Here is a 17,121-nt window from a genome sequence, read left to right as displayed (position 1 = left end):
CCATGCGTGTAGCCATAGTTGGTGCGACGGGTGAAGTGGGAAGGACCTTTTTAAAGGTGCTCGAAGAAAGAAACTTCCCGGTGGATGAGCTTTACCTTTATGCCTCCGAAAAATCGGAGGGTACCGAGCTAACCTTCAGGGGTGAGAAGTTCAAAGTAAGGGCGCTAAACAAAGAGACCTCCTTTAAGGGCATAGACATAGCCCTCTTTTCGGCAGGTTCTGCGGTGAGCAAAGAGTACGCTCCCCGCTTTGTCAAGGATGGTGCGATAGTTATAGATAACTCTTCCGCCTGGAGGTTAGACCCTGATGTGCCACTGGTTGTGCCGGAGGTAAACCCGGAGGATGTGGAAAATCACAAGGGCATAATTGCCAATCCCAACTGCTCTACCATACAGATGTTGGTAGCACTAAAGCCCATATACGACGCGGTGGGAATTTCTGCCATAGTGGTGGCAACCTATCAGTCGGTCTCCGGTGCGGGTGCCAAGGCAATAAGAGAACTAGAAGAACAAACAAGGGCTTGGTGCCGGGGTGAACAGATGGAGGTCAAAAATCTCCCGCGCAGGATCGCCTTCAACGTGATCCCACAGATAGATGTATTCACAGAAAACGGATACACCAAAGAAGAGATGAAGATGGTGAACGAAACAAGGAAAATATTGCACGACCCAAACATAAAGGTAAGTGCCACCACAGTGAGGGTTCCCGTCTTTTACGGACACTCGGAAGCAATTTCTGTAAAGCTAAACCGTCCACTGGAACCAGAATCCGCAATGGAGCTTTTAAGGAAGGCAAAGGGTGTGGTGCTGGTGGAAGAAGGTTATCCCACTCCAATAGATGTGGCGGGCAGGGATGAGGTCTTTGTGGGCAGGATAAGGAAGGACTTGGTTTTTGAGCCAGGGCTTTCTATGTGGGTGGTGGCGGACAACATAAGAAAGGGTGCAGCCACCAACGCAGTACAAATAGCGGAGCTTTTGATCCATGCTAAGGCTTAAAAGGTCTGCCCTTCAGAAGATGATCCTACAAGCGGAGAGGGATTATCCCTACGAAACCTGCGGACTGTTGCTGGGCAAATTCCAACAGGATGTGCGCATAGTCTTTGGTGCTTATGAGACACCCAACGCATATCCGGAGAGAAAGAACGATAGATACCAAATAGACCCAAAGGATTACCTTAAGGCAGAACAGAAGGCTAAGGAGTTTGGGCTTGAGATAGTAGGGGTCTATCACTCCCACCCAGACCATCCGGACAGACCCTCTGAATTTGACAGGGAAAGGGCCTTTGAGGGCTTTTCTTACATAATACTGTCTGTTAGCAAGGGTAAGGTAGTGTCCTATAGAAGTTGGGAGTTGATAGATGGAGAATTCAGAGAGGAACCCATTGACATATTCGGATGAGCTTATAAAAAACCTTAAATGGAACCAAGAGGGGCTACTGCCTGTAATAGCCCAGGATTATAGGACGGGCGAGATAAGGATGTTCGCCTGGGCTAACCAGCAGGCACTCCAGCTTACCTTGGAGACAGGCTATGCCCATTACTATTCCCGTTCAAGGAAGGAGATATGGAAAAAGGGAGAGACCTCTGGAGAGCTTCAAAGGGTTATAGAAGTCCGTGTTGATTGCGACGAGGATGTGTTGCTTTACATAGTGGAACAAAACCTAAACAGGGCATGCCACACGGGAGAAAGAAACTGCTTTTTTAGGAATATTCAAGGGAACAGAAAGCTCAGACCCTTGCCCTTTGAAACGCCAAGCAGGTTGGAGGAGGTTATAAAGGATAGGCTAGCCCGAAAGCCTAAAAATTCTTACACCGTCAGGCTCTTTTTGGAAGGGGAGGACAGAGTTTTACAAAAGTTTGGCGAGGAAGCCATAGAAACCCTCATAGCCCTCAAAAACTCCCAAAAGGATCAGATAGTTCTTGAAACCGCAGACCTCTTGTATTCCTTGATCCTTTCCCTTGTGGTAAAGGGTGTTGCGTGGCAGGAGGTTATGGAAGAGCTTGCAAAAAGGTTCAAGGAATGATAAAATGTATCTTTACCTCGTTCTCACCGTAAGGGTGAGGACCTAAACTTAGGCCAGGAGGTAGAAGATGGCAAAGAGATATTATGAGACCATAAGGCATTATGAGAGCGTAGTGGTCTTAAAACCCACCCTCTCAGAAGAAGAGGTAAACAGAAGGGTTCAGGAGATAAAAGACTTTATAACCAAAAAGGGCGGTGAGATTCTGAACGTCTTAGATTGGGGGCTAAAGCCTCTCGCTTACAGGATCAACAACTTTACCCACGGCAGATATTTCATCATTGAAATAAGATCCGAAAACACTGATCTGCCTAACGAATTGGATTTTTATTACAAGATCAATGATGACGTTATAAGGTGGCTCAACATAAAGCAAAAAGCGAAAAAAGAAGCAAGCCATGCTCAATAAGGTACTAATTATAGGAAACCTGGTGAGGGACCCTATAATAAACTATCTCCCTTCCGGAACGCAGGTGGTGGAGTTTTCCATAGCATACAACAGAAGGTTTAAAGTTAACGATGAATGGAGAGAAGAGACCCATTATTTTGATGTTAGGGCCTACGGCAGGTTGGCAGAAGATTTGGGTACAAGGCTCTCCAAAGGCTACATGGTAGTGATAGAGGGGAGTCTCCGTCAGGACCGCTGGGTTGACAAAGAAGGCAGGCCACAGAGCAAGGTGAGAATTGTAGCCAGTGCGGTCAGGATCATAAGGAAGCCAAAGGCGGAAGGACCTATAGAGGAGGAGGTCCTGCCGGAAGATACAGAAGTGGGCTTTGAAGAAAGGCCCTTTTCTTCAGAAGATGATGAACTACCCTTTTAAGGAGGTTGAAAAATGGAGATAAAAAAAGGTGCAAAAAAGACCTGTTATTTCTGTGAGAAGGGTAAAGATCCTTCTTACAAGGAGTATGAAGAGTTAGCAAAGTTTTTATCTGAAAGAGGCAAGATCATAGGCAGAAGGCAAACAGGCGTGTGTGCCAAGCATCAACGGATTCTGTCAAGGGAGATAAAGAGGGCAAGACAATTGGCACTACTACCTTATCTCATAACCTAAGGAGGTACAGGTATGAAGGTGGTGCTTATTAAAGATTTTGAGGGTTATGGTACTATAGGGACGGTGATAAATGTAAAAGACGGCTTTGCCAGAAACTACCTCATACCAAGGGGTATAGCCCTCCCTGCCACCGAATCCAACCTAAGGCATGTTCAAAGCATACTCTCTCAAAAGCAGAGGAAACTACAGAAGGAAAAAGAAAAAGCCCTTGCCTTGGCGAAGAAGTTGGAAGGCTTGGTGCTGGAGATCAAGCATCAGGTAGGCGAAAAAGGAAAACTTTATGGCTCAGTTACCAGTACGGAGATCGCCAAAGCTTTGGCAGAAAAGGGATTTGAAATAGACAGGAAGAAGATAATCCTTGCCAAACCAATAAGGGATGTGGGTATACACACAGTGTCCATAAGGCTACATCCCGAGGTGGAAGTTCAGATAAAAGTGGACGTGCAACCTCAAGAGTAGGTGTTATATTTATTAAGGCTATGAAGGAAGTTTCTTTAAAGAGCGGTAGGTCTTTTGCCCTTCAGGGCTGGCTAATTCCAATCCTTGGGCTTTTGCTCTCTGTGATTTTAGCATCCCTGCCATACGATAATGTCTTTTGGTATAAATCCGCCACGCTAGCCTACGGGCTTTCAGCCATTTCTTACCTTGCCTTTCTTTTCCTAAGAGAGCGCATTATCGGTAATGTGGCTACCGGCATACTCTTTTTGGGTCTTTTGTTGAATCTAACTGGTATGATCCGAAGGGGTTGGCAAACCTATGAAATGGGTGCCTTTCATCCACCGTGGTCTAACCTCTTCGAAGCCCTTACCTTTTGGAGTTTTATTGTGGGAGTGATATACCTGCTACTGGAAAGAAAATACGGTGTAAAGTTTTTGGGAGCTCTTATAACTCCGATTATCTTCGGTCTTTCTCTCTTTGCTATAACAAAGGCAAACACAGAGATAACGCCCTTAATGCCTGCGCTAAGAAGCTATTGGCTATACATCCATGTTATAACTGCCTTTGTGGGCTACGCGGGTTTTACCGTAGCCTTTGGGGGTGCAGTTCTTTATCTTTTGAAGGCTAAATACAACCTTAGCTTTTTACCATCTTTGGAAGTTTTAGACGAGCTTTCTTATAAGTCTGTGGTTATCGTTTTCCCTATATGGACAGCGTCTATAATTCTGGGAGCTGCTTGGGCTAACGAAGCGTGGGGTGGATACTGGAGCTGGGACCCAAAGGAGGTTTGGTCTCTGATCGTATGGCTCTTCTTTGGAGCATATCTTCATGCAAGGCAGATGCTGGGTTGGAAGGGCACAAAAACCGCCTGGATCCTTGTCTTTGGGTTTATAACCGTTCTAATATGCTTCTTTGCCATTAATCTATTCTTCCCTGGGCTTCATAGCTACGCCACCGATTAAGCCAGCTCTTGGGTGATTGTCATTGATTCCTTTTTTGCACTTTCAATAATGGATTTTACTATATCGGGGCTTGTTTTCAGTATCTTTGCGATCTTCTGTAAGATCTCAGGATTTTGGGTGTCCTCCAATAGTTCTACCAAAGAGAGGATAAAACCCAGCTCAGTGTTTTTTTTCTCAAAGGCTTCTACAATATCTTTGTCCAAACCCAGCTCAAGGGCTAAATTCTCTGGCCTTTGTCCAAATATCTCCTGAGAGAGAGAAAAGAGCCCCGCGGTATGAGCCTTTGCTTTTAAATTGGGGGAGTATATTTTTGCTAACTTTTCAGCTAAACAAGCCCTGTAAAGGGCCCTTTCCCAATGCCTTTTCTCATCTCCCTTTGCGAACATCTCGGAAATGGCAAGCACTATGGCAAACTTAACTATGTTATCGAAACCCAGATAAACAACAGCTTCCTCCAAACTGCTTAACTTTTTGGCCCTCGGAAAAAGGGCAGAGTTAGCAAACTTCAGAAGTTTATACGCTGCACCTACGTCTTTTTCAAGAACATTCACTATCCGTTTCATATCACCCTCTGTCAAGGCTTTATACAACTCCAATATAGTGCTTTTAAGGTAGGAAATTGTTCGTGTATCCTTTACAACAGTGGGTGGTGAAAGATAGGAACCTTGGAAATAGTCAAAGCCATAATCCTTTGCCCTTTTATAGTCTTCTTCTGTTTCTATGTTCTTTGCTATTACGCTTTTTTTCAAGTTCTTTAATATAGTTATAACCTCTTTTAACTCATCCAAATCGTAGGGACTGTTTTTAATGTCTATTTTTACAAAGTGGGCTTTGCCTAGCAAGGGTAGATAATCTATCCTTTCAAAGCCAAAATCATCTATGCAGAATTTGAAACCTCTTTTTAGTAAGAGTTCTATAGCATTGTAGGTTTGGGTAGTAATGTTTTTGTTTTCTACGAGTTCTATGCCTACATATTCTGGAGAGAGAAGGTCAAACATAGAGGCCTCTAAAAATATAGCTGGGACATTAACAAAAATGGTCTTTCCTTCGCCAACCCTGTAGGCACCCAACTCTACAAGCAAATCTACCGCTATGGTAGTAGCTTTTAGGGGGTCAATGTTTTTCGGATATTTACCAGTAGTAGCATCCTGAACGAAAACCTCCCAAAAGGCTACATTCCCCCTCTTGTCATAGATTGCCTGCTTGCTTAAAACATGCATATTTAGGAGTATAACCCAAAATTTTTAGAATAGTTCCCTATAAACTTCCTCCTTAGAAGGCTTTTCTTTTAGCGTTTTCAACTTGGAAGCGTAATACATAAGGGGTATGAGGACCAGAGTTAGGGTGGTGGAACCTATTGTGCCAAAGATCAGAGAGATAGCAAGCCCGTTGAAGATAGGGTCAAAGATGATCACAAAAGAGCCCACTATTATTGCCACTGCGGTGAGAATTATAGGTCTTGTTCTTATAACTCCCGCTTCAACTATCGCCCTATGCAACGGCACACCTTCCTTTATCTTTTCTTCCGCAAAATCCACCAACAGGATGGAGTTTCTGACTATTATACCCGCGAGGGCGATAAAACCTATCATAGATGTAGCAGTAAAGAAGGCACCCATTAGAAGGTGTCCGGGAATTATACCCACCAAGGTTAGTGGTATGGGTGCCATGATTATGCCTGGGATTTTAAAGTCTTTGAACCAACCCAGGATCAGCACATACATCACAAAAAGGGCAACACCAAAGGCAAGCCCAAGGTCCCTGAATACCTCAAGGGTTATATGCATCTCACCATCCCACTTTACGTATATACCGTCCTCTATAAGAGGCAGGCTCATCCAGAGCTCCTTAGGCGGACCGTAAGGTGTAGGAATGGAAAGCACATCCTTTCTAACGTCAAGAATACCATAGAAGGGAGCCTCCTCTCTTCCTGCCACATCTCCTATCACATAAACCACCCGCCTTAGGTTCTTGCGGTATATACTTTTGGGTGCATCCTGTTCTATGATTTCCACAAGCTCCGACACAGGAACAAGCTTGTCATTTTTGGTGGGAACTTTGAGGATCTTCAAAAGCTCCAGATTTCTGTAGTTTTCCTTCAGTTGAACTATTATGGGTGTATGCTCTGTGTCTGTGTTTTGAAGCAATCCCACTCGGTAGCCACTGAGCAAAGCAGTTAGGGTATTCACAAACTCCTCTTTAGACATGCCCACCAGCTTTAGCACATCATCCTTTGCCTTCAGTATGAGCATTTTGTGGGGGCTTTCAAGGTATATACCCTCGTCGGTTATGGAGGGGGATTTCTTGAATATATCCAAGACCTTCAGGGCGAATTCCTCTTGGCTCTTTAGGTCAGGACCATAGATTTCAGCCACTATAGGGGAGAGCACGGGAGGACCTGGTGGTACTTCCACCACAGCTACATACTTGGCACCGTATTGTTTGGCAATTTCATGGACTGCGGGTCTTATCTTTTTGGCAAAATCGTGGGACTGGTCCTTTCTTTCCTTCTTATCCACCAAATTCACCTGAATGTCTGCCATGTTGGAGCCTTGCCTTAGGTAGTAGTGTCTTACAAGTCCGTTGAAGTTGAAAGGAGAGGATGTTCCCACATAAATCTGATAGTCTTTAACTATGCTCTGCTTGGCTATGTAGTCCGCTATTGCCTTGGCGGTTTCCAAGGTCTTTTCCTTTGGAGTTCCTTCGGGCATGTCTATGACGATCTGCAGTTCGCTCTTGTTGTCGTAAGGTAGCATCTTAACTATCACCACCTTGGTGATCAGAAGTCCCACAGAGAGTGCCATTAGACCTAAGGTAAAGCCATAGAACATGTATCTTTTTGGCTTGCTAACCAGCAAGGGTGCCATAATGCGTGCGTAGAACTTCCAGAACTTAGTTTGCTTAATGTCTGTTTCGTGATGTTCCTTTTTGTCAAACTGATCCTTTAAAAAGATGTACGCTGCCCAGGGGGTGATTATGAAGGCAACCAAAAGGGAGAAGAACATGGCAACGGAGGCGTTTATGGGTATGGGTCTCATGTAGGGACCCATCAAACCACTGACAAAAGCCATGGGCATAAGCGCCGCAATGACCGTAAAGGTTGCCAGTATGGTGGGGTTTCCTACCTCATCCGTTGCCCTGACTATTGCCTCCCTTGGGTCCTTGGCAAGCTTTAGCTCAAACCATCGGTGTATGTTCTCCACTACCACTATGGCGTCATCTACCAAAATACCTATGGCAAAGATGAGGGCAAATAGAGTAACCCTGTTTAGGGTAAAACCAAGGGCTTCGCTTATAAAGAGGGCTATAGAGAGGGTAACGGGCACTGCAATACCCACCACTATAGCTTCTCTGATGCCGAGGGCGACAGCTATTAAGAGGATCACCGAAGCGGTTGCAATGAATAGCTTTTTAAGTAGCTCGTCGGACTTTTCTTTTGCAGTCTTTCCGTAGTTTCTTGTGATGGTTATGTTTAGGTCTTTGGGAAGGTGTTTACCCTTTAGGTGTTCCACCAACTTTATAACTTCGTTGGCCACATCTATAGCGTTCGTGCCCTTCCTTTTGGCAACTGCTATAGTTACCGCCGGATAAAGCTCTCCTGGCTTTACATCTTGATCTTTAGCGGACGGTCCAAAGCCCATCAGCACATAGTCCTTCACCTCAGAGGGACCATCCACCACGTCCGCCACATCTTTCAAATAGACGGGTCTTCCACCAAAGACGCCTACCAAGAGGTTTTCCACATCTTTTTTTGACTCAAAGAAGGTGCCCGTTCTAACCTTGTATTCGTAGTTTTGGCTCAAAAGGTTCCCGCTCTGCATCTGCACATTGGCAGACCTTAGCACCTGTGCCACATAGAGGGGTGATATTCTGTAGTGTTCCAGCCTTTGTGGGTCCAGGATTACCCTTACCTCTCTTGGTCTTCCCCCCACAAGGAACACATCCGCCACATTCTGGATCTTCTTTATCTCGTTTTCTATGCTTGCGGCGAGCCTTCTTAACTCATACCAATCGTAGTTTTTGCCCCAGAGGGTAAGGGTCAGAATAGGTACGTCGTCTATGGACTTGGGCTTTATCAGTGGAGGAAGGATTACACCCGGCGGAGCCAAATCCATTGCGGACATCATTTTGGTGTTTAGGTCCACCAGAGCCTTAACCGGGTCAGTACCCACATAGAACCGGGCGGTAACCACCGCCATTCCCTCTCCCGCGTAGGAGTATATGTATTCAATATCCTTGAGCTCCCAGAGCTTCTTCTCTAAGGGAACAACTACCCTTCTTTCCACCTCCTCAGGAGTTGCACCCGGGTAGGAGAGCATTATGTCTATCATGGGCACTACTATTTGGGGCTCCTCCTCCTTTGGTGTGGTTACTATGGCAAAGAGTCCAAGGGCTAAGGATACCAGTATGAGGATGGGGGTGAGCTTGGAGTCTATGAAATAGTGGGCTAACCTACCGGCGAGTCCGTACATTTTTAGCCTCCTACCTTACAACCTTCGCAGGCTTTTTCTGTGCCTTGGATTACCACCCTCTCACCTTCCTTTAGCCCACTGAGCACCTGAACCTTGTCTCCCAAGGTATCTCCAAGCCTTACAAACCTAAGTTCAAGGGTGTTGTCCTCCCTTACCACCCAAACGCCGGTGAAGTCAAAGCGTCTAACGATGGCAGATTGAGGAACTACAAGAGTGCTTTGATCCTCTGGTATTAGCACCCTTGCCAGCTTACCGCTGGAGAGCCCACTGGATGGAACTGAAAGCTTGACCCTAAAGGTCCTGGTGGCTGGGTCCACAGAGATACCAATTTCTACTACTCTTCCCTCAAGCACTTTCCCATCTATCTCCACCTTTAGGGAGCTTCCCACCTTAACTTTACCCAAAAACCTCTCGGGCAGATAGACCTCCGCCCTGTAGGGTGCCTTTTCTAAAATCAACATGGGCTGTCCTGGTACTGCCAAGTCTCCCACATCAACGTTCTTTTGGACCACACAGCCATCAAAGGGTGCGGTAAGGTTTGCGTAGGCTAAATTGGACGCAACCGCCGACTTTTGAGCCTTTAGTGCCTCTATGCCTGCCTTTGCTTGCTCCACCTGAGCTTTTGCAGATTCAAACTGGGCTTTAACCTGGTCAAACTCATGCTGGGTAATAGCGGACTGATTTAAGAGGGCAGAGTATCTTTCGTAGGTTTTCTTTACCGCTTCATACTGGGCAAGGGCAGACTCGTATGCCTTTTCTGCCTGTTTCCTTTGCTGTTCAATGGCATTGACCTGTGCCTGCACATCGGATGCATCTATGCTAACCAGAAGCCTCCCTGCCCTCACACACTCTCCCTCCTTAACATGCACTTTCAACACCCTGCCCATAATACGGGTAGAGACCTCAGCCCTCTGGTCTGCCACCACCTGCCCTATGTAGGGAGTTTCTACATAGTCCAGTTTTTCCACCGTGCCCACCGTTAGCCCATACACCACCTTGCTCTCTTTGGCGACTTCTTTTGTGGGAATCTTCTTAGAGAAAAAGCCACCAAGCCAAAGGATGCTCAAAAGGATCACCACCAAAAAGGCTATATACTTGATGTATCCTTTCATTTTTGTACCTCCTCAAGGATGGTTCCCATGCTGTGCTTTAGCCTTGCATAAGCCTTCCAGCAATCCACCAGAGCCTTCACCTCTTCCAACTTTGCCATATCCAACTCCGTTTGGGCATCCAGGACATCCACCATCCTTGCTAGACCGTTTCTGTATCTAACCCGCATTACTCTTAAAACTTCCTCGCTTGCCTTTATCCTCTCCCTCGCAGAGTTGAGGGCGCTGAGGGCTTTTTCGTAATCTGCCCTTGCCCGATCTACCTCAAAGGCGATGAGTTCCTCCATACCCTTTATCCTTTCTTCCAGTGCTTTTTTTCTTTCCAAGTGTGCTCTAGCTTTGTTTAAGGTGCTAAGCCCCGTATCAAAGCTCCAAGATATACCAAGCATGAGCATATAACCCTTTCCGTCCGCACCAAAGGGAAAGTCCTTTGAGTTCAGAGAGTAAAAGGCACCCGCATACACCTGAGGTAGGTTGTTGGAAAGTTCAAGGGTGTAGTATTCATCAAAGAGCTTAGCCCTATCATACATAGCCTTTAGGTCCTCTCTCCTTTGGAGGGCTGTTTCTTTGAGCCCCTTTAGTTCCACCGCCGGACACTCCTTTATATTTGCCACATCAAAGTCTCCAAGGGAAGTTCCCACCACCAACTCTAAAGCCTTCTTGGCGGTTTCGTAGTCCTTTTGAGACGCAAAGAGCCTTTCCCTTGCTTTTTCCACATACACCTTTGCCCTGAACACATCCGAAAGCAATGCCATTCCTACCTTATAGGTTTCCTCCGCGAGCCTTTGATGTTCCTGGGCACTTTCTAAAGCCTGCTTGGAAACATCAACAGCCATCTTGGCAAGAACTGCATCTCCGTAGGCTTCATAGACCTTCAGGGCTACATCCTCTTTCTTTCTTATGTTTTCCCTTTGTAGTATGGAGAGGTTCAGCTTTGCCAGCCTTTCCCCCGCTTGAATTTTCCCTCCAAGCCATATGGGGATTTCCAAGCCTATCTTTGTTTCAAAGTTGTTTATGGCGCTTGGGTTGTTGAGTTTGTTTGGATCAAAATCTTGTAGTGTTATGCGTTCCTGGTTGAGCCGACTCATGAAGGCATAGGCGGGTATGTCCGTTCTGGTAAAGTTCTCCTCAAGCTTTATGCGAGGGTAGTATGCTCCCCTTGCTGACTTTAGCTCCAGCTTACCTGCGGAGATTTCCCTTTGCATAGCCTTTATTTCCCTGTTGTTTTCCAGAGCCTTTTGGAGCACGTCCGATACACTTAGCTCCACCGCCCACCCGAAGCCAACCGTAAAGGCAAAAGCCCACAAGATCTTCATTATAAGAATATCATTATATTCTAATTTTCTCATTTTGCAACCCATAGAGAACCTCCTCAAGACGCATACCCCTTGAACCCTTAAAGAGAACCACCGCGGGCTTGTTCAAAAGCCCTAATAAAAAGCTTGCAAGGGCTTCCTTGTTCTCAAAATGCTCTGCTTTTCCACCGTGCCTTACGCACTCCTCCCACGCATATTTCATGTTAGGACCGTAAAACAAGCATAGGTCTATGCCAAGCTCCGCACAGAGCCTTCCCACCTCCCTATGAAATCTCTTAGACTCCCTGCCCAGTTCTAACATATCTCCAAGCACTGCTATTTTAAAACCTTTAAACCTACAAAGGGTCTGCAAAGCCTTGCGCATGGAGGGAGGGTTGGCGTTGTAAGCATCATCTATCACAAACCAGTTATCCATTTGGTAGGTTTTAAATCTTCCTTCCACCGCCTTGAAATCCCTCAGATAACCCACAAAGTTCTTCCAATCAAAGCCAAGGGCTTGTAAAACTGCAAAAGTGCAGAGGGCATTTTCCACTACTCCAAGGCTGGGAATGGGAATAAAAACCTCCACATCCAAAACCTTAAAGCGTACCCCTTCCGTGCTAAGGTCTATCTCCTTTGCGGACAGTTCTGAGCCTTCACCAAAGGTTATCTTTTTGGGCAAAAGGTAACAATGGGAAACCTCATTAGGGCAAACGCCCACATCCTCTTCCCCCATGTCCTTGAAGACCTCTCCGTTTCCCACCACCACATCGTCCAAACAGCCAAAGGTCTCCAGGTGCTCCTCCCCTATGGCGGTTATAACCCTTATGTGGGGTTTTATTAGCTCCACAAGCCTTGCCACATTTCCCTTTTGGCTTGCGCCCACTTCCACCACCCAAAACTGGCAATCTTCCTCAAAGTTTGCCACTGAAAGGGGCACTCCTATTTGGGAGTTAAAGTTTTTTGGTGTCTTACAGGTTTTTGCGATTTTTGAAAGTAAGAAAGCAACCATCTCCTTGGTGGTGGTTTTTCCTGCAGAACCCGCAATGGCTATGACCTTTCCTTTAAAGCTCTCCCTCTTTTTTCTTGCCAAGTCCCTCAAAAATTCAAGGCTGTCCTTTACCACTAAAGCAAACTTTCCCTCCGGCACTTTAACCTCCTTTTCTACCACTACCCCCACCGCACCCCTTTGGAAGGCTTCCTCCACAAAGTCGTGTCCGTCGTGCCTTGAACCCTTTAATGCCACAAAAAGGTCTCCCTCCTGGACTTCCTTACTGTTTATAACTACCCGTTTGTAGAACATCATTCTTAAAATCTAATCAACGTTGCACCCCAGGTTAGCCCTCCGCCCATGGCGGTCATGAGCACCAAATCTCCCCGCTTCAATCTTCCCTCCAAGTATGCCTCTGTTAGGGCTATGGGTATGGATGCGGCGCTTGTGTTTCCGTATTTGTGAATGTTTGAATAAACCTTCTCCATGCTTATGTTTAGTCTTTCTGCAAGGGCTTCCATGATCCTTATGTTCGCCTGATGGGGCACAAAAAGGTCTATCTGCTCCACGCTCAACCCTGCCTTCTGCAAAACCTCAAGGCACACCTCCTCCATACTCCTAACTGCCAGTTTAAAAAGCTCCCTCCCTTTCATGTTTATATAACCACACCTTTCTGCGTACAGGATCTCCCATGCATTCCCATCAGACCTCATAACAGAAGCCAAGATCTCACCCTCTCCTTCATTGGAAACAACCACTGCGCCCGCACCATCACCAAAGAGCACACAGGTGCTCCTGTCCTGCCAGTTAACAATGTCTGAGAGCTTTTCTGCACCCACCAAGAGAACCTTTTTTAGTCCATTTCCTTCTATTAGACCCTTTGCCACCTCCAAGCCATACAAAAAGCCACTGCACGCAGCGGATATATCAAAGGCAAAGCCCCTTTTGCATTCAAGTTTGCCCTGCAGTAAGCAAGCGGAAGCAGGAAAACCAAGCTCGGGTGTAATTGTGGCAAAGACTATAGCGTCTATGTCTTGGGGAGAGATCTTTGCCATATCCAGCGCCATCCTGCTTGCCTTTTCTGCCATGTCCAAAAGGCTTTCCTTTTTTGCGATCCTTCTCTCCTTTATACCCGTGCGCGTTACGATCCATTCATCAGATGTATCTACCATCTTCTCTAAATCAAAGTTAGTGAGCACATCCTCCGGCACATAGTAGCCCAATCCTTGCAGTGTAATGCCCATCAGATTTTTACTCCTTCTGGAGCCAATTTTATTAGATTTTCCCTTAGTTTTTCGTTAAAGCGATGGGTTAAAAACTCGTTGGCTACCCTTATGGCGTTCTTTATAGCCTTGGCGTTTGCCCTGCCGTGAGTTATTATGACGGGCTTTTTTGCACCCAAGAGGGGAATGCCCCCATACTCCGCAAAGTCCGCCTTCTTCTTAAAGTTGTTCAAAGCGGGCAACATCAACAAGGCACCAAGCCTTGCCAGAAGGCTCTTTTGAACCTCCTCCTTTATCATTTGAATAACTGCTAAACCGAGGCTTTCACTTGCCTTTAGCACCACATTGCCCACAAAACCATCACACACGATCACATCAAAGGTGCCCGCGTATATATCTCTACCTTCTGCGTTGCCCAAAAAGTTTAGCTTGGACATCTTTAGGAGGGGATAGGTTTCCTTCACCAGTTCATTGCCCTTACCCTCTTCCTCACCTATACTCAGGATGCCTACCCGCGGGTTTTTTATACTCAAAATCTCCTCCACATAGGTATGCCCTATTATGGCAAACTGCAGAAGATGTCTGGGTTTACAATCCACGTTGGCACCCACATCCAAAAGGACCGTTTTGCCCTTTGGATTTGGAAGTGGCACTCCTATGGTGGGCCTTTCCACCTCCTCCGCCGTACCTACCACAAACTTACCTACTGCTAGCACTGCACCCGTGTTGCCTGCAGACACAAGACCATCCGCCTCCCCCTCTCTTACCAGCATACCCGCCACATAAAGGGAAGAATTCTTCTTTTTAAGTACTACCGAGGGAGGTTCGTGCATTTCCACTTTTTCCTCCGCATGAACTATGGTCAGGGCTTCACTTTCCTTTACTCCCTCTTTACGTAGGATAATTTCTATTGCCTTTCTGTCTCCTACCAGGTAGGTGCTCAGACCAAGCTCTTTGTATGCTAAGATGCAACCCTTGACGATTTCCTCGGGGGCGTAATCTCCCCCCATACAATCCACTGCGATCTTAGGCATTTATCCTTATATTTTATTTAGAACCTGTTTGCCCTTGTAATAACCACAGTAGGGGCATACCCTGTGGGGCATAATCATTTCACCACAGTTAGGACACTCTGCTAGCGCCCTTACTTTTAGCTTTGCAAAAAAGTTTTGCGCCCTTCTTTGATCCCTTCTCCAGCTTGAAGTCCTTCTCTTCGGAACAGCCATCTAAAAACCTCCGTATGGTAGTTTGAAAAAGATATTATAATAAAATGCCATGGAATACGCTTTCTTTGAAGACCAAATAGTCCCCGTAGAGGAAGCAAAGATAAGTATAAAGACAAACTCTTTTCATTATGGCACCTGCGTTTTTGAGGGTATAAGGGCTTATTGGAACGAAGAGGAAGGTCAGCTCTATATCCTCTTTGCAAGGGAGCACTACCAGCGAATGATAGATAACTGCAGGGCAATGTTTATGGAGCTCAGATACACGGTGGATGACCTTATAAATATTACAAAGGAAATTCTTGTCAAAAGCCAAATAAGAGAGGATGTCTATATAAGACCTATCGCATACTTTAAAGACCTTGCCCTCACACCTAAGCTTACGGGCTTTACTCCTACCGTAGCCATATACCTGTACAGGTTTGGCAGATACTTGGATACCTCCAAAGGTGCAAGGGTTAAAGTTTCCTCTTGGCGTAGGAACGATGACAACTCCATTCCCTCCCGGTGGAAGGTTTCAGGCGCTTATGTGAACAGTGCATTGGCTAAGACGGAGGCTCTGCTTTCTGGATATGATGAAGCTATATTGCTAAATCAAAACGGCTTTGTGGCTGAAGGCTCTGGAGAAAACATATTCTTGGTTAGGAACAAGAAGCTCATTACACCCTCCTATTCGGAGCATATACTTGAGGGCATAACACGCGCTGCAGTTATAAAGCTGGCAAAGAACGAGCTTATGCTGGAAGTGGAGGAAAGACCTGTGGCAAGGAGTGAGCTTTACGTGGCCGACGAAATATTCCTAACGGGTACCGCCGCAGAGATCACCCCCGTGGTGGAGGTGGATGATCGTAAAATCAACGGTGGAGAGGTAGGACCTATCACAAGGGAACTTCAGGAGCTATACTTTAACGCAGTAAGAGGGAAGATAGAAAGATATAAGGGATGGCTAACGCCCGTTTATGAAAAGTAAAACCTACAGAGAGCTCAGAGAGAGGGCTTATGAATACCTAACTTTAAACCGATTCCCCAACACCAACGGCCACAGGGAAGCAAAGAGGTTTTTAAAAAACCTCCTTAGAGAAAAATCCATCCCCTTTTGGGAGGAGCACTTTAGTGTAGAAAAGCGTGTCCCTATTGGTGCCAGCTTGGAGGTGGAGGGAAGAAAGATTCAAGCTTTTCCTTTTGTGGGTAGCATAGGCGGAAGCTTTGAGGGATATTTGAAAGAAGATTTTATAGAGGGTGACATTGCACTGCAGACCGCCAAGGGTATAGATTGGAACGCTTTAAAGTCCAAGAACATAAAAGCAGTAGTTTGCTATCTAAAGGAGTTAGACCAGGTCTTTTATGGTATCACGGAGGAAGAGATGGCTGTTGTTTGCATCAAAAGGAGCGACCTTCCAAAGGTAAAGGACTTTTACATCAAGTTAAAGGTGGAGGTCCGAGAGGAGGAGCTAAAGCTCAGCAACCTTGTGTTTGAGCTGGGCAGAGGTCCGGTGGTTTATATAGTAGCCCACATGGACACAAAACCCAAAACCCAAGGTGCCATAGATAACGGCTTGGCATCTTTACTTTTGCCCTATCTTTACGAAGAACTGAGAGAGAATTACAACATTCCTTTCAAGCTCAGGTTTTTGATCACCGACGGAGAGGAGGTAGGCTTGGAGGGTTCCAAGTTTCATACATTAAAAAAGCCAAAGCACGCCTATTACTGTATAAACTTGGACGGCATAGGTTGGCAAAATCCTGCCATCCTTTACGAAGATAAAGAGGGCTATAATGATTATTGGTTGGCGGAGGCCTTCTACAGAAGTGCAAAGGAGATAGGTTTTGAGGTGGAGCTTAGGGCAGTTCCTTCTGCAAAGAGCGATCACATACCCTTCAAGAAGGTAGGGCTTAAAACCCTCTTCTTGAGTTCTCACCCACTCCCAATAAGGCATACTATGTGCGATAATTACGACGCGGTGGATTGGCATATTGCAAGGCTTTGGTTCTTTAGCATTGTAAATTTTTTGAGAAACCTCGGTAGGCTCTAGAAAACAAAAGCCAAAACCACCATATCCTCCAAGGCGTAAAAACCGTGCGGCTCTTGTCTTTCATAAAAGACATAATCTCCCTCTTTGAGTTCTACGGAGTTCTCTTCGGAACCTAAAAAGAACATTCCTCTTCCGGATAGAACCAATGTTATCACCCTATAAGGTGAAGTGTGTAGAGGGATTCTCTGACCTTCTTTCAGGCAGAAGAGTATGGAGCGCAAACCCTCTTGGTTAAGGAGAACCTTTTTTGTGGGCGACAGAGGAGAAAACTCCCTCTCTTGGGTAGATACCACCTGTGCCATG

Annotated in this window: 19 protein-coding genes; 10 read left to right on the top strand and 9 right to left on the bottom strand. The window is 46.0% G+C overall.

Annotation, left to right across the window (positions count from 1 at the left end; genetic code table 11):
• Window positions 1–2 precede the first annotated feature (2 nt).
• The 8 genes from asd (at window position 3) to ccsB (ending at window position 4,472) form a co-directional block, all read left to right on the top strand.
• Window positions 3–995, top strand: coding sequence for an aspartate-semialdehyde dehydrogenase (gene asd, locus THERU_RS07675; RefSeq protein WP_025306693.1), 993 nt, complete (start codon window positions 3–5; stop codon window positions 993–995).
• Complete coding sequence (locus tag THERU_RS07670; RefSeq protein WP_025306692.1) at window positions 982–1,398, top strand: M67 family metallopeptidase; 417 nt, start codon at window positions 982–984, stop codon at window positions 1,396–1,398. The genes asd and THERU_RS07670 overlap by 14 nt, the downstream gene beginning before the upstream one ends.
• Window positions 1,358–2,023, top strand: coding sequence for a bifunctional phosphoribosyl-AMP cyclohydrolase/phosphoribosyl-ATP diphosphatase HisIE (gene hisIE / locus THERU_RS07665; RefSeq protein WP_051402162.1), 666 nt, complete (start codon window positions 1,358–1,360; stop codon window positions 2,021–2,023). Before THERU_RS07670 ends, hisIE begins: the two co-directional genes overlap by 41 nt.
• 67 nt (window positions 2,024–2,090) lie before the next feature.
• Complete coding sequence (gene rpsF, locus THERU_RS07660; protein WP_025306690.1) at window positions 2,091–2,429, top strand: 30S ribosomal protein S6; 339 nt, start codon at window positions 2,091–2,093, stop codon at window positions 2,427–2,429.
• Window positions 2,419–2,841, top strand: coding sequence for a single-stranded DNA-binding protein (gene ssb, locus THERU_RS07655; RefSeq protein ID WP_025306689.1), 423 nt, complete (start codon window positions 2,419–2,421; stop codon window positions 2,839–2,841). The genes rpsF and ssb overlap by 11 nt, the downstream gene beginning before the upstream one ends.
• A gap of 12 nt (window positions 2,842–2,853) precedes the next feature.
• A complete protein-coding gene (gene rpsR / locus THERU_RS07650; protein ID WP_025306688.1) occupies window positions 2,854–3,072 on the top strand; it encodes a 30S ribosomal protein S18 in 219 nt (72 codons plus the stop codon).
• A gap of 12 nt (window positions 3,073–3,084) precedes the next feature.
• Complete coding sequence (rplI, locus tag THERU_RS07645) at window positions 3,085–3,531, top strand: 50S ribosomal protein L9 (protein ID WP_025306687.1); 447 nt, start codon at window positions 3,085–3,087, stop codon at window positions 3,529–3,531.
• Window positions 3,532–3,551: 20 nt separating this feature from the next.
• On the top strand, window positions 3,552–4,472 hold the full coding sequence (gene ccsB / locus THERU_RS07640; protein WP_025306686.1) for a c-type cytochrome biogenesis protein CcsB: 921 nt from the start codon (window positions 3,552–3,554) through the stop codon (window positions 4,470–4,472).
• On the opposite strand, the gene THERU_RS07635 is transcribed toward ccsB, so the two are convergent.
• The 8 genes from THERU_RS07635 to rpmF are packed head-to-tail and all read right to left on the bottom strand — an operon-like array spanning window position 4,469 to window position 14,788.
• Entirely contained in the window at window positions 4,469–5,692 is a 1,224-nt protein-coding gene (locus THERU_RS07635) for an EAL and HDOD domain-containing protein (RefSeq protein ID WP_025306685.1), read from the bottom strand. The genes ccsB and THERU_RS07635 overlap by 4 nt on opposite strands.
• 24 nt (window positions 5,693–5,716) lie before the next feature.
• Window positions 5,717–8,944, bottom strand: coding sequence for an efflux RND transporter permease subunit (locus THERU_RS07630; RefSeq protein ID WP_025306684.1), 3,228 nt, complete (start codon window positions 8,942–8,944; stop codon window positions 5,717–5,719).
• 2 nt (window positions 8,945–8,946) lie between these two features.
• Window positions 8,947–10,056: an efflux RND transporter periplasmic adaptor subunit gene (locus THERU_RS07625; protein ID WP_025306683.1), complete on the bottom strand. Its 1,110-nt coding sequence runs from the start codon at window positions 10,054–10,056 to the stop codon at window positions 8,947–8,949.
• Complete coding sequence (locus tag THERU_RS07620) at window positions 10,053–11,369, bottom strand: TolC family protein (RefSeq protein WP_025306682.1); 1,317 nt, start codon at window positions 11,367–11,369, stop codon at window positions 10,053–10,055. Before THERU_RS07620 ends, THERU_RS07625 begins: the two co-directional genes overlap by 4 nt.
• Window positions 11,370–11,382: 13 nt before the next feature.
• Window positions 11,383–12,654: a UDP-N-acetylmuramoyl-tripeptide--D-alanyl-D-alanine ligase gene (locus tag THERU_RS07615; RefSeq protein ID WP_025306681.1), complete on the bottom strand. Its 1,272-nt coding sequence runs from the start codon at window positions 12,652–12,654 to the stop codon at window positions 11,383–11,385.
• Between the two features lie 2 nt (window positions 12,655–12,656).
• Window positions 12,657–13,583: a beta-ketoacyl-ACP synthase III gene (locus tag THERU_RS07610; protein ID WP_025306680.1), complete on the bottom strand. Its 927-nt coding sequence runs from the start codon at window positions 13,581–13,583 to the stop codon at window positions 12,657–12,659.
• Window positions 13,583–14,596 carry a phosphate acyltransferase PlsX gene (plsX, locus tag THERU_RS07605; RefSeq protein ID WP_025306679.1) on the bottom strand — a complete coding sequence of 338 codons (1,014 nt, stop codon included), beginning with the start codon at window positions 14,594–14,596 and terminating at the stop codon, window positions 13,583–13,585. Before plsX ends, THERU_RS07610 begins: the two co-directional genes overlap by 1 nt.
• A gap of 6 nt (window positions 14,597–14,602) precedes the next feature.
• Window positions 14,603–14,788 (bottom strand): 50S ribosomal protein L32, encoded by a 186-nt coding sequence (rpmF, locus tag THERU_RS07600; RefSeq protein ID WP_025306678.1) that lies wholly within the window; start codon window positions 14,786–14,788, stop codon window positions 14,603–14,605.
• A 49-nt stretch (window positions 14,789–14,837) separates the two neighbouring features.
• On the opposite strand from rpmF, the gene ilvE reads away from it, so the two are divergent.
• Together ilvE and THERU_RS07590 are read left to right on the top strand one after the other, a co-directional pair.
• The gene (gene ilvE, locus THERU_RS07595; protein ID WP_025306677.1) at window positions 14,838–15,755 is read left to right on the top strand and encodes a branched-chain-amino-acid transaminase; all 918 of its coding nucleotides are present in this window, start codon (window positions 14,838–14,840) and stop codon (window positions 15,753–15,755) included.
• Entirely contained in the window at window positions 15,745–16,818 is a 1,074-nt protein-coding gene (locus THERU_RS07590) for a M28 family peptidase (protein WP_025306676.1), read from the top strand. Before ilvE ends, THERU_RS07590 begins: the two co-directional genes overlap by 11 nt.
• Here the strand turns inward: THERU_RS07590 and THERU_RS07585 are convergent.
• Window positions 16,815–17,120 carry a cupin domain-containing protein gene (locus THERU_RS07585; protein ID WP_025306675.1) on the bottom strand — a complete coding sequence of 102 codons (306 nt, stop codon included), beginning with the start codon at window positions 17,118–17,120 and terminating at the stop codon, window positions 16,815–16,817. The two genes, THERU_RS07590 and THERU_RS07585, sit on opposite strands and share 4 nt — an antisense overlap.
• Window position 17,121 lies beyond the last annotated feature (1 nt).

The sequence above is a fragment of the Thermocrinis ruber genome, from assembly GCF_000512735.1.
GTDB lineage: Bacteria > Aquificota > Aquificia > Aquificales > Aquificaceae > Thermocrinis > Thermocrinis ruber.
This window is presented reverse-complemented; position numbering and strand designations above follow the sequence as displayed.

Coding starts and splice junctions, on each gene's coding strand:
- hisIE (WP_051402162.1), top strand. CDS start 1,358: ATGGAGAATTCAGAGAGGAACCCATTGACATATTCGGATGAGCTTATA.
- THERU_RS07630 (WP_025306684.1), bottom strand. CDS start 8,944: ATGTACGGACTCGCCGGTAGGTTAGCCCACTATTTCATAGACTCCAAG.
- THERU_RS07625 (WP_025306683.1), bottom strand. CDS start 10,056: ATGAAAGGATACATCAAGTATATAGCCTTTTTGGTGGTGATCCTTTTG.
- THERU_RS07620 (WP_025306682.1), bottom strand. CDS start 11,369: ATGAAGATCTTGTGGGCTTTTGCCTTTACGGTTGGCTTCGGGTGGGCG.
- THERU_RS07590 (WP_025306676.1), top strand. CDS start 15,745: ATGAAAAGTAAAACCTACAGAGAGCTCAGAGAGAGGGCTTATGAATAC.
- THERU_RS07670 (WP_025306692.1), top strand. CDS start 982: ATGCTAAGGCTTAAAAGGTCTGCCCTTCAGAAGATGATCCTACAAGCG.
- ssb (WP_025306689.1), top strand. CDS start 2,419: ATGCTCAATAAGGTACTAATTATAGGAAACCTGGTGAGGGACCCTATA.
- rpsR (WP_025306688.1), top strand. CDS start 2,854: ATGGAGATAAAAAAAGGTGCAAAAAAGACCTGTTATTTCTGTGAGAAG.
- THERU_RS07635 (WP_025306685.1), bottom strand. CDS start 5,692: ATGCATGTTTTAAGCAAGCAGGCAATCTATGACAAGAGGGGGAATGTA.
- rplI (WP_025306687.1), top strand. CDS start 3,085: ATGAAGGTGGTGCTTATTAAAGATTTTGAGGGTTATGGTACTATAGGG.
- THERU_RS07615 (WP_025306681.1), bottom strand. CDS start 12,654: ATGATGTTCTACAAACGGGTAGTTATAAACAGTAAGGAAGTCCAGGAG.
- THERU_RS07585 (WP_025306675.1), bottom strand. CDS start 17,120: ATGGCACAGGTGGTATCTACCCAAGAGAGGGAGTTTTCTCCTCTGTCG.
- ccsB (WP_025306686.1), top strand. CDS start 3,552: ATGAAGGAAGTTTCTTTAAAGAGCGGTAGGTCTTTTGCCCTTCAGGGC.
- ilvE (WP_025306677.1), top strand. CDS start 14,838: ATGGAATACGCTTTCTTTGAAGACCAAATAGTCCCCGTAGAGGAAGCA.
- rpsF (WP_025306690.1), top strand. CDS start 2,091: ATGGCAAAGAGATATTATGAGACCATAAGGCATTATGAGAGCGTAGTG.
- asd (WP_025306693.1), top strand. CDS start 3: ATGCGTGTAGCCATAGTTGGTGCGACGGGTGAAGTGGGAAGGACCTTT.
- plsX (WP_025306679.1), bottom strand. CDS start 14,596: ATGCCTAAGATCGCAGTGGATTGTATGGGGGGAGATTACGCCCCCGAG.
- THERU_RS07610 (WP_025306680.1), bottom strand. CDS start 13,583: ATGGGCATTACACTGCAAGGATTGGGCTACTATGTGCCGGAGGATGTG.
- rpmF (WP_025306678.1), bottom strand. CDS start 14,788: ATGGCTGTTCCGAAGAGAAGGACTTCAAGCTGGAGAAGGGATCAAAGA.